Source organism: Rhodococcus sp. NS-SX18 (genome assembly GCF_057367935.1).
In genome coordinates this window covers 3,645,680-3,663,957 of record NZ_CM170633.1, presented here as the reverse complement: position 1 = coordinate 3,663,957, position 18,278 = coordinate 3,645,680, and the positions used below count along the sequence as shown (strand labels likewise).

At 71.7% G+C, this 18,278-nt stretch carries 16 protein-coding genes; 11 read left to right on the top strand and 5 right to left on the bottom strand.

The features are described from left to right. Positions 1-113 precede the first annotated feature (113 nt). The 7 genes from rpsM to AC2IPW_RS16950 all read left to right on the top strand — a co-directional run bounded on the left by rpsM (position 114) and on the right by AC2IPW_RS16950 (position 5,301). Positions 114-482 carry a 30S ribosomal protein S13 gene (gene rpsM, locus AC2IPW_RS16980; protein WP_003938067.1) on the top strand — a complete coding sequence of 123 codons (369 nt, stop codon included), beginning with the start codon at positions 114-116 and terminating at the stop codon, positions 480-482. Then, complete coding sequence (gene rpsK, locus AC2IPW_RS16975) at positions 482-895, top strand: 30S ribosomal protein S11 (RefSeq protein ID WP_003938066.1); 414 nt, start codon at positions 482-484, stop codon at positions 893-895. The genes rpsM and rpsK overlap by 1 nt, the downstream gene beginning before the upstream one ends. A gap of 21 nt (positions 896-916) precedes the next feature. Next, positions 917-1,522, top strand: a complete 606-nt coding sequence (gene rpsD, locus AC2IPW_RS16970) for a 30S ribosomal protein S4 (protein ID WP_003938065.1) — start codon at positions 917-919, stop codon at positions 1,520-1,522. Between the two features lie 102 nt (positions 1,523-1,624). Further along, a complete protein-coding gene (locus tag AC2IPW_RS16965; RefSeq protein ID WP_003938064.1) occupies positions 1,625-2,686 on the top strand; it encodes a DNA-directed RNA polymerase subunit alpha in 1,062 nt (353 codons plus the stop codon). A gap of 31 nt (positions 2,687-2,717) precedes the next feature. Further along, entirely contained in the window at positions 2,718-3,290 is a 573-nt protein-coding gene (gene rplQ / locus AC2IPW_RS16960) for a 50S ribosomal protein L17 (protein WP_003938063.1), read from the top strand. 5 nt (positions 3,291-3,295) lie between these two features. Next, a complete protein-coding gene (gene truA, locus AC2IPW_RS16955; RefSeq protein ID WP_486375242.1) occupies positions 3,296-4,207 on the top strand; it encodes a tRNA pseudouridine(38-40) synthase TruA in 912 nt (303 codons plus the stop codon). Positions 4,208-4,308: 101 nt separating this feature from the next. Beyond that, a complete protein-coding gene (locus tag AC2IPW_RS16950; RefSeq protein ID WP_416061450.1) occupies positions 4,309-5,301 on the top strand; it encodes an alpha/beta hydrolase in 993 nt (330 codons plus the stop codon). A gap of 5 nt (positions 5,302-5,306) precedes the next feature. Here the strand turns inward: AC2IPW_RS16950 and AC2IPW_RS16945 are convergent, their stop codons facing one another. Continuing rightward, entirely contained in the window at positions 5,307-5,474 is a 168-nt protein-coding gene (locus AC2IPW_RS16945) for a hypothetical protein (protein WP_160320120.1), read from the bottom strand. A 131-nt stretch (positions 5,475-5,605) separates the two neighbouring features. Further along, positions 5,606-6,748 (bottom strand): acyl-CoA dehydrogenase family protein, encoded by a 1,143-nt coding sequence (locus tag AC2IPW_RS16940; protein WP_416061449.1) that lies wholly within the window; start codon positions 6,746-6,748, stop codon positions 5,606-5,608. A 57-nt stretch (positions 6,749-6,805) separates the two neighbouring features. Between AC2IPW_RS16940 and AC2IPW_RS16935 the strand changes: the two genes are divergently transcribed. Together AC2IPW_RS16935 and AC2IPW_RS16930 are read left to right on the top strand one after the other, a co-directional pair. Next, positions 6,806-7,387, top strand: coding sequence for a TetR/AcrR family transcriptional regulator (locus AC2IPW_RS16935; RefSeq protein WP_416061448.1), 582 nt, complete (start codon positions 6,806-6,808; stop codon positions 7,385-7,387). An 18-nt stretch (positions 7,388-7,405) separates the two neighbouring features. Beyond that, complete coding sequence (locus AC2IPW_RS16930; RefSeq protein WP_003938058.1) at positions 7,406-7,972, top strand: NADPH-dependent FMN reductase; 567 nt, start codon at positions 7,406-7,408, stop codon at positions 7,970-7,972. On the opposite strand, the gene eccE is transcribed toward AC2IPW_RS16930, so the two are convergent. Continuing rightward, positions 7,960-9,561 carry a type VII secretion protein EccE gene (gene eccE, locus AC2IPW_RS16925; protein ID WP_486377020.1) on the bottom strand — a complete coding sequence of 534 codons (1,602 nt, stop codon included), beginning with the start codon at positions 9,559-9,561 and terminating at the stop codon, positions 7,960-7,962. The two genes, AC2IPW_RS16930 and eccE, sit on opposite strands and share 13 nt — an antisense overlap. A 152-nt stretch (positions 9,562-9,713) precedes the next feature. Between eccE and eccB the strand changes: the two genes are divergently transcribed. Then, positions 9,714-11,168 carry a type VII secretion protein EccB gene (gene eccB, locus AC2IPW_RS16920; RefSeq protein WP_486375241.1) on the top strand — a complete coding sequence of 485 codons (1,455 nt, stop codon included), beginning with the start codon at positions 9,714-9,716 and terminating at the stop codon, positions 11,166-11,168. Here the strand turns inward: eccB and mycP are convergent. Then, the gene (gene mycP, locus AC2IPW_RS16915) at positions 11,114-12,511 is read right to left on the bottom strand and encodes a type VII secretion-associated serine protease mycosin (protein ID WP_486375240.1); all 1,398 of its coding nucleotides are present in this window, start codon (positions 12,509-12,511) and stop codon (positions 11,114-11,116) included. The genes eccB and mycP overlap by 55 nt on opposite strands. Position 12,512: 1 nt before the next feature. Further along, positions 12,513-13,973, bottom strand: coding sequence for a type VII secretion integral membrane protein EccD (gene eccD, locus AC2IPW_RS16910; protein WP_486375239.1), 1,461 nt, complete (start codon positions 13,971-13,973; stop codon positions 12,513-12,515). A gap of 263 nt (positions 13,974-14,236) precedes the next feature. Here eccD and eccCa point away from each other — a divergent pair, with 263 nt between their 5' ends. After that, positions 14,237-18,211, top strand: a complete 3,975-nt coding sequence (gene eccCa, locus AC2IPW_RS16905; protein WP_486375238.1) for a type VII secretion protein EccCa — start codon at positions 14,237-14,239, stop codon at positions 18,209-18,211. Positions 18,212-18,278: the final 67 nt, after the last annotated feature.

The following is an 18,278-nucleotide window of genomic DNA, read 5'->3' as shown; positions in this document are numbered from 1 at the left end:
CTGTGTTTCGGACTACCGGCGTTCCGGCTTCGGCCGGGCCGCGGGACCACACAGTTTCACGACGCAGGGGACGGGCTGGGAGCAGACCTCCGCACACCGAATAGGAATGCCACATGGCACGTCTCGCAGGTGTCGATCTTCCCCGCGAAAAGCGGATGGAGATCGCACTGACCTACATCTACGGCATCGGCCGTACCCGCTCGAAGGAGATCCTCGAGGCCACCGGCGTGAGCCCGGATCTGCGCAGCAAGGACCTCTCCGACGAGGATCTCGCCAAGCTGCGCGAGTTCATCGAGGAGACCTACAAGGTCGAGGGTGACCTCCGCCGCGAGGTCCAGGCGGACATCCGTCGCAAGATCGAGATCGGCTGCTACCAGGGCCTGCGACACCGTCGTGGTCTGCCCGTGCGTGGACAGCGCACCAAGACCAACGCCCGCACCCGTAAGGGTCCGAAGCGCACCGTCGCAGGAAAGAAGAAGTAATGCCTCCCAAGTCACGCAGCACCGGTCCCAAGAAGACCCAGAAGGCGCGCCGCAGGGACAAGAAGAACGTCCCGCACGGTGCCGCTCACATCAAGAGCACCTTCAACAACACGATCGTGTCCATCACGGACCCGAACGGCAACGTCATCTCCTGGGCGTCCTCCGGCCACGTCGGCTTCAAGGGTTCGCGCAAGTCGACCCCGTTCGCCGCGCAGCTCGCCGCCGAGAACGCTGCCCGCAAGGCGCAGGAGCACGGTGTCAAGAAGGTCGACGTCTTCGTGAAGGGCCCGGGCTCGGGCCGCGAGACGGCGATCCGTTCCCTCCAGGCCGCGGGCCTCGAGGTCGGCACCATCTCCGACGTCACCCCCCAGCCGCACAACGGCTGCCGTCCGCCCAAGCGGCGTCGCGTCTAACGGGAAAGGAAGGTTTGAATCATGGCTCGCTATACCGGTCCCGTTACCCGTAAGTCGCGTCGTCTGCGCGTCGACCTCGTCGGAGGCGACCAGGCGTTCGAGCGTCGCCCCTACCCGCCCGGCCAGCACGGCCGCGCGCGGATCAAGGAGAGCGAATACCTGCTCCAGCTGCAGGAGAAGCAGAAGGCCCGCTTCTCCTACGGCGTGATGGAAAAGCAGTTCCGTCGCTACTACGAGGAGGCCGCCGGCCGCCCCGGCAAGACCGGTGAGGTCCTGCTGACCATCCTCGAGTCGCGTCTGGACAACGTCGTCTACCGCGCCGGTCTCGCCCGGACCCGCCGTCAGGCCCGCCAGCTGGTGAGCCACGGCCACTTCCTGGTGAACGGCAAGAAGGTCGACATCCCCAGCTACCGCGTCTCGCAGTACGACATCATCGACGTCCGCGAGAAGTCGCTGGGCACGCTGCCCTTCCAGGTGGCCCGTGAGACCCAGGGCGATCGTCCGATCCCGGGTTGGCTGCAGGTCGTCGGCCCGCGTCTGCGGGTGCTGGTCCACCAGCTCCCCGAGCGCGCGCAGATCGACATCCCGCTGCAGGAACAGCTGATCGTCGAGTACTACTCGAAGTAAGGCGCTTCGCGCCGTGGTGTCCTTCCGGTCCTCCCGAGGTCCGGGGGGACACCACATCCCGACCAGGGCGTCATATGGCGGACGCCCACAAGGAGGCACTCCATGCTCATCTCGCAGCGACCCACCCTCAGCGAAGAGGTCATCGCCGACAACCGCTCGAAGTTCGTCATCGAACCCCTCGAGCCGGGCTTCGGGTACACCCTCGGCAACTCGCTTCGTCGCACCCTGCTGTCCTCGATTCCGGGCGCGGCCGTCACCAGCATTCGCATCGACGGCGTGCTCCACGAGTTCACCACGGTTCCCGGGGTCAAGGAGGATGTCACCGACATCATCCTGAACCTCAAGGGCCTCGTGGTCAGCTCGGAAGAGGACGAGCCGGTCACCATGTACGTCCGCAAGCAGGGCCCCGGCACCGTGACCGCGGGCGACATCGTGCCCCCGGCCGGTGTCACCGTCCACAACCCGGACCTGCACATCGCCACCCTGAACGACAAGGGCAAGCTGGAGATCGAGCTCGTCGTCGAGCGCGGCCGCGGCTACGTCCCTGCCGTCCAGAACAAGGCGTCCGGCGCCGAGATCGGCCGCATCCCGGTCGATTCGATCTACTCGCCGGTGCTCAAGGTGACCTACAAGGTGGAGGCGACCCGCGTCGAGCAGCGCACCGACTTCGATCGGTTGATTCTCGACGTGGAGACCAAGAACTCGATCACCGCGCGGGACGCGCTCGCTTCGGCGGGCAAGACCCTGGTGGAGCTCTTCGGTCTGGCTCGTGAGCTGAACGTCGAAGCAGAAGGCATCGAGATCGGTCCCTCGCCCGCCGAGGCCGACCACATCGCCTCCTTCGGACTCCCCATCGAGGATCTCGACCTGACGGTCCGGTCCTACAACTGCCTCAAGCGCGAGGGTGTGCACACCGTCGGTGAGCTCGTGGCACGCACGGAGTCCGACCTGCTCGACATCCGCAACTTCGGTCAGAAGTCCATCGACGAGGTGAAGGTCAAGCTGCACTCGCTCGGCCTCTCCCTCAAGGACAGCCCCGCGTCCTTCGACCCGAGCACCGTCGCCGGCTACGACGCCGCGACCGGTACCTGGAGCGATACGGACGCCGGTTCCTTCGGCGACGCCGAGGGGAACGAGGACTACGCCGAGACCGAGCAGCTGTAGCAGCTCACGGTCCGTTACTAGGAGATTCATCATGCCCAAGCCCAAGAAGGGTGCCCGCTTCGGCGGGTCGGCCTCGCACCAGAAGGCGCTGCTGGCCAACCTGGCCACTGCGCTCTTCGAGCACGGCCGCATCACCACCACCGAGGCCAAGGCCAAGGCCCTGCGGCCCTACGCCGAGAAGCTCGTCACGCACGCGAAGGCCGGCACGCTGGCCAACCGTCGTGAGGTGCTGAAGGTCATCCGCAACAAGGACGTCGTCCACACGCTGTTCGCGGAGATCGGCCCGTTCTACGAGGACCGCAACGGCGGCTACACCCGCATCGTCAAGACGATGCCGCGCAAGGGTGACAACGCTCCCATGGCGATCATCGAGCTCGTCAAGGAGAAGACCGTCACCTCCGAGGCCGACCGCGCCCGTCGCGTCGCCGCCTCGCAGAGCGCGCCGGCCACCGAGGCCCCGGCCGAGGAGAACGTCGTCGAAGCCGTCGAGGCCGACGCCTCCGACGCGCAGGTCGAGAACGCGGACGCCGTCGTCGACGCGATCGAGGACGAGACCGCCACCGCGGCCGACGCCAAGGACGCCGACGAGGCCAAGAAGGACTAGTCCACTTGGTTTCGGCATCCGCTGAAGCGAACGAGCCCGTCGCCCCGAACCGGGGCGGCGGGCCCGTTGCTTTCGAGAACCCGTCCGCCGCGGGGGACAGCACCCGGCTGCGGCTCGACATCGCCTACGACGGCACCGACTTCTCCGGCTGGGCACGGCAACCCGGACGACGGACGGTGTGCGGGGAGATCGAAGAGAAACTCGGGGCGGTCGTGCGCGCACCGGTCCAGCTCACGGTCGCCGGGCGGACCGATGCCGGGGTGCATGCGTCCGGTCAGGTCGCGCACGTCGACGTCCCCGCCGCTGCCCTTCCGGACGATCTCGGCCGTCTGGTGCGACGGCTCGCGCGGTTCCTGCCGCGCGACGTCCGCGTCACCGGCATCTCCGTCGCCCCGCCGCACTTCGACGCCCGTTTCTCGGCGGTCCGCCGGCACTACGAGTACCGGCTCACCACCGCCGTCTACGGCGCCGAGCCGCTGCGGGCCCGCGACACCGTCGCCTGGCCCAAGCCGGTGGACGTCGACGCGATGCGTGCCGCGTCGCGGTCGCTGCTGGGCCTGCACGACTTCGCGGCGTTCTGCAAGCGGCGCGAGGGCGCGACGACGGTCCGCGAACTGCAACGCTTCGATTGGACGAGCACGGGGGACATCCTGACCGCGCACGTGAGCGCAGACGCGTTCTGCTGGTCGATGGTGCGCAGCCTCGTCGGGGCGGCGCTCGCGGTAGGGGAGGGGCGGCGCAGTGTCGAGTGGATGACCGCGCTGCTCGACGAACGGCAGCGCGCCGCGGCCGTGGCCGTGGCTCCGGCGCACGGACTCAGCCTCGTCGGCGTCGACTATCCCCCCGACGGCGAACTCGCGGCGCGCAACGCGGCCACCCGCGAGCTGCGCGGCCCCATCGGCCACGGCTGCTGCTGATCCGCGGCCTTCCAGTGATATGTGCCTTCCGGTGATATGTTCCGACGAGCACCTCCCCCGGCCGGCCCGGCCGGGGGATCGGCATGTGAGAGGGAGGCGCAGTGCTCGACATGCCCGCGATCCGGCGACGCGGCGCGACGATCGCGGCGGCGCTGTTCGCCGCGGCGTCGCTGCTGACGGCGCCGGCAGCCGCCGAGCCGGCTCCGGCCGGGGCCTACGTCGATCACGTGGAGGAGCGGACCGCGCGCGACTGGGTGCTGCACGTGTACTCGCCGTCCATGGACCGGGTGATCCCGGTGGAGGTGATCCGGCCCGCTGACACTTCCGTTGCCCGGCCCACCTTCTACCTGCTCAACGGCGCCGGCGGGGGTGAAGACGCCGCGAACTGGCGGGAGCAGACGGACGTCCGCGAGTTCTTCGACGGCAGGAACGTCAACGTCGTCACCCCGGTGGGCGGCGCCTTCTCGTACTACACGGACTGGGTGCGTGACGACCCGAAGCTCGGCCGGCACCGATGGGCGACGTTCCTGACGTCGGAACTGCCGCCGGTCGTGGACGCGGCACTGGGCGCCGACGGTCGCAACGCCGTCGCGGGAATGTCGATGTCGGGCAGTTCGGTGCTGGCTCTCGCGCAGCAGGCGCCGGGACTGTACGAGGCGGTGGCGTCCTACAGCGGGTGCGCTCAGACGAGCAGCGATCCGGGACGCAGCTACGTCGAGGCCGTCGTCACGATCGGGGGCGGCGACGTCGAGAACATGTGGGGCCCGATCGGTGGCCCGGGGTGGATGGCCAACGACGCGGCGCTGAACGCGGAGAAGCTGCGCGGCACGACGCTGTACATCTCCTCCGGCGGTGGCCTGCCGGGCCCGCACGAGGCGGCCCTGGGTGGGCAGGTGGATCCGGTCGACCTGCTCGTCCTCGGATCCATCGAGGCGGCCACGGCACAGTGCACCGAACGGCTGCGACGGACCTTCGACGAACTCGGGATCGAGGCGACCTTCAGCACAGCGGTGGAGGGCACGCATTCGTGGGGCTATTGGCAGGACGCGCTGCACGAGTCCTGGCCGATCCTCGAGGAGGCGATCGGCGCGTAGCGCGGTCAGGTCGTGACCATCCGGAGCAGCGCCGCCGCCGCGCGGAACGGCAGCGACAGCAGTCTCAGGAACAGGATCCCCAGTTCGGCAAGGGTTGCCACGACGTCCGCGGCATCGGCCGCCCGCTCCAGTCGGTTCGCGGCCCTGCGGCCCCGCCTGCGCTGTCTGTTCACCGGCGCACGGTAGCAGGCTCGCAGAATCTGACAGGAAGATGTTTCAGATTCCGCGGCGCGAGCTATCCGGGCAGTGTCGGGGCGCGCACGCCGCCGGGGAGGACGGCGACGCGCCCCGACACCTCTGCCGGTCAGCCGGCCAGGTGCCGGGCGATGACCAACCGCTGGATCTGGTTCGTCCCCTCGAAGATCTGCGTGATCTTCGCGTCCCGCATGAACCGCTCGACGGGAAAGTCCCGGGTGTAGCCGTAGCCGCCGAGTACCTGCACGGCGTCGGTGGTCACCTTCATTGCCGCGTCGGTCGCGACGAGCTTGGCGACCGACGCCTGCCGCGAGTAGGGCAGACCGGCATCCTTGCGGCGCGCGGCGTCGATGTAGGTGGCGCGGGCCGAGTCCACCGCCGCGGCCATGTCGGCGAGGACGAATCCGAGGCCCTGATGATCGATGATCTTCTTGCCGAACGCCTTGCGCTCCTTGGCGTACGCGGTGGCCTCGTCGAGCGCGGCCTGCGCGAGGCCCACCGCGACGGCCGCGATCCCGAGGCGACCCGAATCGAGCGCGCTGAACGCGATCGGCAGACCCTGGCCCTCGGCGCCGATACGGCGCTCCTCGGGTACGAACGCGTCGTCGTAGTGGGCGGTCGTGGTGGGGATGGCATGCAGGCCCATCTTCTCCTCGGGCTTGCCGAAGCTGAGACCTTCGGTCCCGGCGGGCACGAGGAAGCAGGAGATGCCCTTCGAGCCGGCGTCGGAGGTCCGGGCGAACAGCGTGTAGAAGTCCGCCTTGCCGCCGTTGGTGATCCACGCCTTCGACCCGGAGATCCGGTAGCCGCCGTCCACGGCTGTCGCGCGGCAGGCCAGGGCCGCGGCATCGGACCCGGCCTGCGGCTCGGACAGGCTGTAGGCGCCGATCGTCTCGCCGCCGAGCATGTCCGGCAACCACCTGGCCTTCTGCTCCTCGGTGCCGTGGGTGGCCAGCGCGAAGCACGACAGGCCGTGCACGCTCACGGCGACGGCGACGGCCGCCCAGCGGGCGCCGAGTTCCTCGAGCACCTGCAGGTACACCTCGTACGGCTGATTCCCGCCACCGAACTCCTCCGGGTACGGCAGGCTCAGCAGGCCGGCCGCCCCGAGGGCGGGGAACACGCCTTCGGGGAACGTCTCGTTGCGCTCGTGTTCGACGACCCGCGGCGCGAGAACCTTGTCCGCGACGTCGCGGGTCAGCTCGATGAGGTCGTAGGCCTCGGGGGTGGGCAGCAGGCGCTCGACGGGCACGGTGACTCCTCGCTCAGAAAATAGTACTGAGAACGATACTGCAGTACTATTCATAGTATGACAAGAGCGGGAACCCGGCGCGGTACGGCGCGGCAGGCGCAACTGTTCGACCAGCTCGTCGCGCTGTTCCTCGCCGAGGGCTTCGCCCGCTTCACCCTCGACGACATCGCCGCCCGCCTGCACTGTTCCAAGTCGACCCTGTACGCCCTCGCCGAGAGCAAGGACCGCCTTGTCCGGGCCGCCACCGTGCACTTCTTCCGCGGCGCGACCGAGCGTGTCGAATCCGAGCTCGAGGGCCGCAGCGGCGCCGTCGACCGCATCCGCGGCTATCTCGAGGCTGTCGGCCGGCAACTCGAACCCGCCTCCGCGCAGTTCATGGAGGACATGGCTGCCGCCCCCGCCGCCCGTGAGGTCTACGAACGCAACACCCGGCTCGCCGCCGAACGCGTCCGCGACCTCATCGTCGCCGGAGTCGCCACCGGCGAACTGCGCGACGTGCACGCCGCGTTCGTCGCCGACGTCGTCGCCGCCGTCATGGTCCGCATCCAGCAGCGCCACGTCGCCGAGGCCACCGGCCTGCCGGACGCCCAGGCCTACCGCGAACTCGCCGCCCTGCTCACCCACGGCCTCACCGCCTGACCCGCCTACCATCGGCCCATGGACGCCGAAGCCCCGATTCGTCTCGAGATCGTCGTCGCCAGCGTGCGGGCCGGGCGGATCGCGCCCGTCGTCGCCGACTGGTTCGCCGCGGCCGCGCGGCAACGCCCCGAGTTCGACGTCGGCGTGCTCGACCTTGCCGACACCCCGCTGCCGCAGGATCTTTCCGGCGGCCGCGAGGCCGAGGCGTTCACCCGGCGCATCGGTGCGGCCGATGCGTTCGCGGTCGTCACCTCCGAGTACAACCACGGCTATCCGGCCGCCCTGAAGACCGCCCTCGACACCGTCAAACACGAATGGCGCACCAAGCCCGTCGGATTCGTCTCCTACGGCGGGCTCTCCGGCGGTCTGCGCGCGGTCGAACAACTCCGGCAGGTCGTCGTCGAGGTGCACATGGTCCCCGTACGCGAATCGGTCAGTTTCCACCGCGTCAAGCACGCCTTCGCCGCAGACGGCACCACCACCGACGGCGCCGCGGCCGATGCGGCCCAGCGGATGCTGAACCAGCTCGCGTGGTGGGCGCGGACCGTGCGCGCCGGGCAGGCCGCCGACCCCTACCCCGGCTGAGGAGCCCGGCTGCGCCCACCCGCCCGCGGACGACCGATGAACGCGGCTTCGGCGCCCACACTCACCAGCGACAACGACATCCGGCGGCCCCCTGTCGTGAGCACCACCCGATCCCCGGCCGCGCCGGGTTGCAGGATCGACACGTCCGGGCGCTCACGCGGCCACCGGTCCGGATCCGCATGCACGTGGATCGCGGTCGTCCCGGCGGGAACCGTCGCCGGGACCACGCCGTCGTACACGATCGTGTCGACACCCCGGTCGTCGCCGAGCCGCAACCGGTCCGGACCCGCCGCGGCGAGCAGGGGACGCCAGGCCGAGGCGCGATCGGTGTGGATCGCCACCCGGGCGCCGATCGCGACGGACCGGAACACCAGCTGCTGCGCCAGGTACAGCTCCCCGGCGACATACACGGATCGCACTCCCGGGCCGGTCACGCGGGCAGACACGGCCGCCCCGGACTCGTCCGCCCCGATCACCTGTCCGCATCCCGTCACCGGCAGGGTGAGGGCGTCGACGTCGCCGAGCTGCACGGTGCGCAGGGGAACCAGATCCTCGAGCCCGGCCGCGGCCGTCGGGGTCGACGCCAGCAGCCCGTCCAGTTCGCGACTCCACAGCCGTCGAGTGCCCGGCATCCGGCGGCTCGGCTCGGGGGAGCGGCTCGTTCCGCGCACCACTGCCCCCATCCGCACGGTTCCGGGCTCGGTACCGGGCCGCAGGCGTACCGTGATCGTCGCCGACGACAGCGGCTCCGACCAGAGGTGGGTCAAGGTCGTCCGGTCGAGGCGCCCAGGTTCGACGACGGCGGCGCGACTGAGACCGCCGGGAAGCCGTACCGCGTCGCGATCCTCCTCGAGCAGCAGCGGATCCGCGCACCCGGTGACGGACTCCACCGCCCGGGTGATCTCTCCCGCGTCGAGGATCCGCGCGGCGTGGCGCTGATCTGCCAGCGCGCGCACGACCCGGCGCGCCGCGATGCGCACGGCGCGTGCCGCGCCCTCGGACCCGCCGCCCCGGCGCGCCACCGCGGCCGGGCAGGCGAGGGCGTCGAACCGCAGCGCGAGCCACACCGTGCGGGTCGCGGCGGCGGGCAGCGGACCGACCAGGCTCCCGTACGCCTCGCCGGCCGCGGTCTCGTCGCACACCCGGCCGCCGTGCACGACGACGTCGATCCCGTCGAGTTCGACGTCGTGCCGCGAGAGGCACGCGGCGATCGCCGCCAGCGGAAGCCGGCGCAGTGGCTCTGCCCGATCGCGTGTCAGCCGGGTGAGGTCCCCACCCGCCGGCACCAGCTCCACCACCGCGACGACGGCCGAGCCGTCCCAGCACACCCCGACGGCCGAGCCGTCCCAGCACACCCCGACGGGTCCGTCGCCGGCCGCGGTGACGTCGACGATCACCGGGGCGGTCCGGATCGGACGGTTCCGGAATCGCCACCATTCCCGCCACCAGTCGACGGCGTCGCGCCCCCGGACCGGAACCACCACTGCCACCGCGGCCAGTGCCGCCGCGAGCACCGAAGCGGGAGGCGGTGCTCCGGCAGCCACCGCAGTCGTCCACCCGGCCACCGCCGCACACTGCGCACGCACCACCCCGGCCGCGGAGCGGCGCCGTGGCCGCCGGAAAATCCCATCCTGCACGACGATTCCCCCGTTCCCACCGAGCGACGGCCCGGTCCCCCCGACGTTCCCCGGCGGAACTGTACTGTGTTGCGGCGGAGGGGGCGTCGTACGGGGGAGGATCGATGGGAGCGCAGCCGACCACGCGCTGGCAGGTCAACGGCTACCGATTTCTGGTGCGCCGCATGGAACATGCACTGGTGCGGCGGGACGTGCGGATGATTCACGACCCGATGCGGGCGCAGTCGCGCGCTCTGGCGGTGGGTGCCGTCCTCGCCTGCGTCGGACTCGCGGGTTGCGCCGCACTCGCCCTGTTCCGCCCGCAGGACAAGATCGGCGACGCGACGATCGTGGTCGGTCGCGAATCCGGCGCGATGCTGGTCGCGATCGACGGCACCTTCCATCCGGTGCTCAACCTGGCCTCCGCCCGCCTGGTGCTCGGGCGGCCCGACGAGCCCGCCGTCGTCGCCGACGGGGAATTCGAAACGCGCCCACGAGGTTCCCTCGTCGGCATTCCGGGTGCGCCGTCCGCGCTGGCACACGTCGCGGAGCCGTTGTCGTGGACGGTGTGCGAGAGCGTGGCCACCGACGGAAGCCGCACGGTCACCACGAGTGTCGCCGCCGGGAAGCCGGCCTACGGTGACCGCACGCGACCGCTCACCGACGACGAAGCCCTGCTCGTCGCGGCCGACGGCAGGCACCATCTGGTGTACCGCGGATCCCGGGCCGAAGTCGATCTCTCGGACCGGGCGCTCACCCGCGTCCTCGGCATCGATGCCGGCATGGCGCGTCCCGTCGGTCCGGCCCTGCTCGCCGCCATCCCGGAGGTGCCGCGGCTCGAGGCTCCGCGGATCCCCGGCGCCGGCGGCGAGCCCGGCTATCCGATCGGTTCGCTGACCGTCGGGTCGGTGGTCCGCGTCGCAGTGCCGGACGGGAAGAAGTTCTACGTCGTGCTGCGCGACGGAGTGCAGGAGGTCTCCGAGGCCACGGCGCAGATCGTCCACTTCACCGATTCGCAGGGCGCCGCGGAGATCCCGGCCGTCCCACCGGATCTGCTGCGGGACGCTCCGGCCGTGCGCGGTCTCGACGTGGACACCTTCCCCACGACCGTGCCCACGGTCGTCGATGCGGGCGACCGCCCCGTCGGATGCCTGACGTGGACACCGGAGGCCGGCGCGGACGGAGGATCGCGGTCCGCCGTCGAGGTGTCGGCAGGCTCCGCGCTGCCGCTACCCGAGGGTGCGGTGCCGGTGTCCCTGGCCCAGGCGGACGGCGGCGGGCCCGAGGCCGACAGCGCGTACCTCGCGCCCGGCCGGGGCGCGTTCGTGCAGACCACCTCCGTCGCGCCGGACAGCGCGCGGCGCGGCGCCCTCTTCTACGTCGCCGACACCGGCGTGCGGTACGGCATCGTCGACGCGGACGCCGCGACCGCCCTGGGATTCTCCGAACCGGTGCCCGCGCCGTGGCAGATCGTCGAACTGTTCGCGCCGGGTCCGGCGCTCGGGCGGGCGGAGGCGCTCGTCGCTCACGACGGCGTCGCACCCGATCCGGACCCGGCGCCGGTCGGCGCCGGAAGCTGACGTCGGCGTCGCAGCGCCGCTGTCGCTCCCACGATCGCGAGCACCACGGTCGCCGCGACGACCGCGACGTTCCTGGGCCGCTGATCCGTCGGAGCCGGCGGCGCCGGAGGTGCGACAGCCACCGAGGCCGCCACGGGCGCACGCGCTTCCGCCCGCGGGGCGGTCACCGCCGCGAACGGGTCGATCACGCCGAAGCCCACCCGCGGATTCCAGCCCTCGGCCGGCGCGTGCGCCGTGGCCTCGATCCGCATCGCGACGGCGCGGGCATCGAGATGCGGAAATCGTGCCCGTACCAGCGCGACGGTGGCGGACACGAGCGGCGCCGCGAAACTCGTGCCCGCCACCGGAGTCGGGCCCTGAGCACCCGGGTAGGCGTCGACGAGGGCGTCCGCGGTGGGGTGCAGGGAGACCACCCCGCCGCCGGGCGCGGCGACGTCCACCCACGGTCCCGGCAGACTGAAGCTCGACGGTGAGCCGTCCGGCTCGACCGAGCCGACCGTGAGTACGTAGTCGTCGTACCAGGCCGGCGAGGCCACGGTCGTGACCGCGCGCCACGGATCCGCTCCCGGGCGGAGCGGATCGAGTCCGTGCGGGTTCGACCCTCGGCAGCGATCCTCCACATTCCCGGCGGCAGCGACGACGACGACGTCCTTCACCTCCGTCGCGTACCGCACCGCCGCCCCGAGTTCGGGGTCGTCGATGCCCTCTGCGGCCGGCGCGCAGGCGACCTCGGAGATGTTGATGACGGTGGCACCGCGGTCCGCCGCGTGGCGCACCGCCATCGCCATCGTGCGCACGTTGCCGTAGCCGGGCGACGTGCGCGCATCCTGGTCGCCGGCATCCGGCCGGTGCGCCGAGAAGTGGCGGCTGGACTGGCGCACGGCGAGGATCCGCGCGTCCGGGGCGCCGCCGGCGAACCCCGACCCGGCGACCGGCTGGGCCGCAACGAGTCCCGCCACCAGCGTTCCGTGGGCGTCGCAGTCCTGCGTCCCGTCGCCCGAGGACACGTAGTCCCCACCGGGGACCAGCCCGGGCAGCCTGGCGTTCCGGCCCACTCCGGTGTCGATCACCGCCACGAGCTGACCCGCGCCGCGCGTCAACGGCCACACGGCCGGAAAATCGAGGAGGCGCTGCGGATCCGGGATCGTGGCGGTGTCGTCGACGATGTCGACGGTGGTGCACGGCGAACGTTGCGCGGTGTCGTCGACGGGTCCGGGCTCTGCGGGAGGAGGCAGGCTCCCGGCATCGACGGGCGGAGGTTCTGCCCCGGCGAACGGGACCGTGCCGAAGGACGAGGTCGTCAGCACCAGGGCGACGAGGAAGAGGCGTGCCCCGCGGGCCACGTCAGATCCCGCGGACGGCGGCGTAGAGGCCCGTGACCCAGCAGGCCAGTGGCAGGACCGACGCGATCGTCGCGTACTCGACGAGCTCGGCGGCGCGGCGCTGCACCGGGGTGAACGAGCGGCGCGGAGCGGCCATGCCGAGCACCAGCGCTGCGGCCGCGACGCCGGATGCGAGGGCGAAGACAGCGACGGGAGGCACAGATCCGCTGATCGCTGCGGCGGCGAGCAGGACCACCGGCACGGAGGCGCCGCCTGCCACCAGCAGCGTCGCCTGGCGCGCGTCGGTGTAGGTGCGGCCGCGCAGCATGATCACCGCCGCAGCGGCGACGGCCAGGGCGGTGCCCGGGCCGACGGGGTCGGCACCGGACAGCGGGGCCGCCGCGCACCACGCGCCCGCGACGGTCAGAACGGTTCCCGCACCGACGAGACCGGTGAGGTGGTCGCGTGCCCGCGCGGCGGCCTCCGCGAGTTCGCTCCGATCGGGCAGGGACCGGCCCCCGCCGTCCGGGGCGTCCGCTCCGTCCTCGGTCCGGGATGCGTCCGTGCCGGGCCCGGGCACCGGGGGCAGCGGCAGGTCGGCGAACTTCATGGCGAGTCGGGGCGCGAACGTCACAGTCAGCAACGCCGTGACGACGACTCCGGCGCCGACCGCGGACGCGGGGATTCCCCATGTGGCGACGAGGAAGGCAGCCGCGGCAACCGCAGCGACGGCGGCAACCGCGGTGAAGGGCGCCCGTCCGACGTCGGTCCAGACCAGGACCAGGGTTGCCGCGGCCCCCGACAGGACTGCACCGAGCATCGAGTGCGCCGGTCCGAAGGTCCCCGGCACCACGAGGATTCCGGTGACGAACGCGGCCGGCACCGCACAGGCGCACAGCAGCACCACGGGGCGACGGTCGTCGCGGACCCGTCGGAGCAGGATCCCGGCGAGCAGGAGCAGGACGGTGAGCGCGGCGCAACCGGCCCCGGCGGCGAGCCGTCCTTCCTGCGCGGAAAGGCGCAGCAGAGCCCCCGCACCGGTCACCGTCGCGGCGAGGGTGACCGCCGCCGCGACCGTCGCCGCCGAATTCGGCGACCAGCGGCCCGTCCCGGCCTCGTCGTCGGTCGCGACGCTGTGGGTCACGTCGTCGAACAGCGGGGGTGGCGCCGGTGCCGACGCGTCCTCGAGTACCAGCAGTTCACCGTCCCGGACACCCTGCTCGTGCAGGCTCAGTGCCGCCGCGAGCCGCGACGAACCGAGACGGGCAAGCGCCCACGCTTCGGGCTCCACCCGCTCGACGGAGGAATCGAAGTCGTTGAGGGCGCGGTGGTTTGCGATGAGGTCGACGACGCCGGGCACGATCAGGGCGACGGGGACGTCGCCGGGCAGGGCGAGGTCGACCTGGGTGTGCCGTGCCAGCACGGTCACCCGGCAGAGTTCGGGTGCGCCGATCCGCCCCGGTTCGGTATGCGCAGCCGCCATCGTCCATCCCCCCGTCGTCCCCCGACCGTGCTTCGGTCCGGGCGGGCGCGCCCGCCCGGATCTCGCGGAGACGATACGACATCGCCTCGCGCAGACGCCGTCGCGTCCGCGTGCATGCCGATCTCTCGGGTGTGCGTTACCCTTCGTCGACCGTGGGGGGACGGCCGTCGCGAGGACGGCTGCCGTGGTGGGCCGGTGGGGGTGGGTTGGTGAGCACAGAGCGGTTCGTGGGCACTGAGCGGTTCGTGGGCACTGAGCGGTTCGTGGGTACAGTGCGGTTCGTGCGCAGGCCGCGGCGTGAGGTGCCGCGCGTACCGGTGGGCGAGGTCGGAATGCAGGCCCCGCCGGAGATTCCGCGGTCGACGCCGGGCAACCTCCTGGCGAAGCTGCTGCCGGTCGTGATGGTCGCGGCGATGATCGGCATGGTGGCGCTGATGTTCGGTTCCGGGGCGGCGCGAAGTCCGATGTCGCTCGTCTTCCCGCTCATGATGGTCGTCTCGATGGTCGGCATGTTCGCGGGCAGCCGCGGAGGCGGAGCGAAAGCGGCGGAGGCGGACGAGGATCGAAAGGACTACCTGCGGTATCTCGACGGCCTCCGGCGGGAGGTCCACGACACCGCGGACCGGCAGCGGCGGGCCCTCGAATGGACGCATCCCGACCCGGCCGTGCTGTGGACGCTCGCGGGGACGGTACGCATGTGGGAACGCAGCGGAACCGACGTCGACTTCTGCCACGTCCGGGTCGGGCTCAGCGGGCAACGTCTCGCGACCCGGCTGATCGCCCCCGACACCGGTCCCGTCGAGGACCTCGAACCGGTGGCGGCCGTGTCGCTGCGGCGGTTCGTGCGCGCGCACTCGGTGGTGCCGGCACTGCCGACAGCGGTGTCGCTGCGCGGGTTCCCGGCCGTGGCGTTCGGCGGCGACCGCCGAGCGGCACGCGATCTGGTGCGCGCGATGCTCCTGCAACTGTGCACCTTCCACAGCACGGAGGTGCTGCGAATCGCCGTGGTGTGCGGGCCGGACACGGCCGACGAGTGGGACTGGGTCAAGTGGCTGCCGCACGTGCAGAACCACGAGCTCGTCGACGGGGCGGGCAGCGCCCGCGCCGTGTTCGGGTCCGTCCGCGATCTCGAGGCCGCGTTCGCCGACCGGCTGACGGGGCGCGGACGATTCGTCCGCAATGCGGCCCCGGTCGACGGTGTGCCCCAACTGGTGATCGTGATCGACGGGGGCGTACCCGGCTCGGGCTCGGGGATCCTCGACGACGGACTCGACTCCGCCACGATCCTGGACCTGTGCGCGTCGATGCCCGCCGCGGCCTCTCGCGGACTCGAACTCGTCGTCGGTACGGGACGACTGGGTGCGCGGGCCGGCGAGCGGGTGGAGACCTTCGCGGTTCCGGACGGAGCGAGCGTGGCGCAGGCACAGACGGCGGCGCGGCGACTGGCGCCGTACCGAGCCACCCACCGGGCCGCCGAGTCCGGTCCCGGTGAGAGTCGACCGGACCGGTGGGAGGATCTGCTCGGGCTCGGCGACGTCGCACAGTTCGACCCCGGCCGGGCCTGGTCGCCGCGGCGGGGACGCAACCGGTTGCGGATCCCCATCGGAATCGGAACCGACGGCACACCGGTCGAACTGGACCTGAAGGAGGCCGCCGAGGGTGGCATGGGCCCGCACGGGCTGTGCATCGGAGCCACCGGCTCGGGAAAATCGGAGCTCTTGCGGACCCTGGTACTGGGTCTGATCGCAACGCACGCCCCCGACTCGCTGAACCTCGTTCTCGTCGACTTCAAGGGCGGCGCAACGTTCCTCGGACTCGAGTCGGCGCCGCACGTCGCGGCGGTGATCACCAACCTCGCCGACGAACTGGCCATGGTCGATCGGATGAAGGATGCCCTCGAGGGCGAGATGAACCGCAGGCAGGAGCTTCTGCGCGGGGCAGGCAACTTCGCGAACGTGGGCGACTACGAACGAGCCCGCGCCGGCGGTGCAGCGCTGGCACCGTTGCCGGCGCTGGTCGTCGTCGTGGACGAGTTCTCAGAGTTGCTCACGCAACAGCCGGACTTCGCGGACCTGTTCGCCACGATCGGCCGGCTGGGGCGGTCGCTGCACATGCATCTGCTGCTCGCCAGCCAGCGGATCGACGAGGGCCGGTTACGCGGACTCGACAGTCATCTGTCGTACCGTATCGGCCTGAAGACCTTCTCGGCCAACGAATCCCGAAGCGTTCTCGGCGTTCCCGACGCCTACCACCTGCCGCCGTCGCCGGGAGCCGGATATCTCAAGTGCGACTCGGCGGAGATCGTGCGGTTCGCTGCCGCCTACGTGTCCGGGCCCTACGAGCACCGTCGCTCGGACCGGTCGGTGACCCGGCACGGCACTGCAGCCGCCCGGCCGCGGCTGTTCACCACCGCCGAAGTGCCCCTGGCACAGCCCCAATCCGTTCCCGAGCCGGCCGAACCCGGCGACGACCCCGTCCCCGCCGAGGAAAGCCGTTCCGTGCTCGATGTCCTCGTCGCGCGGGTGCGCGGCCACGGAACTCCCGCGCACGAGGTCTGGTTGCCGCCTCTCGACGCGGCACCGAGCCTGGACCGGCTCCTCCCGCGCTCGCTGCTGACCGGTGACGTGCCGGCGCGGAGCACCCTGCGCACGCCGGTCGGCATCGTGGACCGCCCTTTCGAGCAACGGCGGGATCCGCTGGTGGTGGACCTTGCGGGCTCGGCAGGCAACGTGGTCGTCGTCGGAGGACCGCGCGCCGGCAAGTCGACGATGCTCCGCAGCCTCGTGCTGTCGTTGGCGATGACGCACACGCCCGAGCAGGTGCAGTTCTACTGTCTGGACTTCGGCGGTGGAGCGCTCGCCGGACTCGCCGGCCTTCCGCACGTCGGCTCGGTCGCCAACCGGCTGGACGCCGACCGGGTCCGCCGGACGATCGCCGAACTGTCCGCCCTGCTCCGGCGCCGGGAGGGTCGTTTCGCCGAACTCGGCCTCGAGTCGATGGCCGAGCTGCGTCGTCGCCGGGCCGGCAGCGGGCCGGCCGCGGACGTGGACGCCTTCGGCGACGTGTTCCTCGTGATCGACGGCTGGCCCAGCATCCGGCAGGACTTCGAGACGCTGGAACCGCAGGTCGCGGTGCTGGCCGCCCAGGGGCTGTCCTTCGGGATCCATGTGGTGCTCACCGCGCCGCGCTGGGGCGACGTACGACCGGCGATGCGGGACCATCTCGGCACCCGCCTCGAACTGCGCCTCGGCGATCCCGCCGATTCCGAGTACGGCCGCAAGAAGGCGGCGGCGGTGCCCGAGGGCCGACCGGGCCGGGGCATCGACCGTGACGGGCTGCACGTACTGTCCGCGCTGCCGCGGGTGGACGGCAGCTCCGAAACCGTCGATCTCACGGCGGGACTGGCGGACGCCGTCGCCGCCGTCGCCGCGGCTGCACCTGGCCGCCCCGCCCCTGCCGTCCGGATGCTCCCCGACCTCGTCGATCGCGCCGACGTCCTGGCGGCCCTCGGCGACCGGTCGGCCGGCGGCACGTCCGGGCAACGGCGGTTGTTCGTGCCGCTCGGCATCGACGAAGCCGAACTGGCCCCGGTGGGGATCGACTTCGCCGAACAGTCTCATCTGCTCGTCTTCGGTGACTCGGGTTGCGGGAAGACGACTGTGCTGCGCGGCATCTGCCGCAGCCTCATGGAGTCCCGCACCGGGGCGCAGGCCCGCATCATCGTCGGGGACTACCGGCGCACCCTGCTCGGCGTCGTGGAGGGGGACCACCTCGGCGGATACGCGCCGTCCGCCGTCACGTTGTCCGCGATGTCCCGCGACCTCGCGGCGGTGTTCGAGCGGCGCATGCCCGGTCCCGACGTCACTCAGCAGCAACTGCGGGAACGCTCCTGGTGGTCGGGACCCGAGGTCTTCGTCGTCGTCGACGACTACGACCTCGTCTCCGCTGCGAGCCAGTCACCGCTGACGCCCCTGCTCGACTACCTGCCCCAGGCCAAGGACGTCGGGCTGCACCTGGTCCTGGCGCGCCGCTCCGGAGGAGCCGGGCGCGCACTCTTCGAACCGGTCATCGCGCGGCTGCGGGAATTGTCGGCGGCCGGTCTCGTGATGAGCGGCAACCGCGAGGAGGGTGCACTCGTGGGCACCGTGCGTCCGCGCCCGATGCCGCCCGGGCGGGGCATCCTCGTGCAGCGCGACGGGGAGGCGCTCGTGCAGACGGCCTGGCTGCCCCCGCAATGAGCGACGTCCCCGCGCTGCATGTGCAGGTCGTCCCGGGACGGATCCACGCACGGTGGGCGGATCGGAC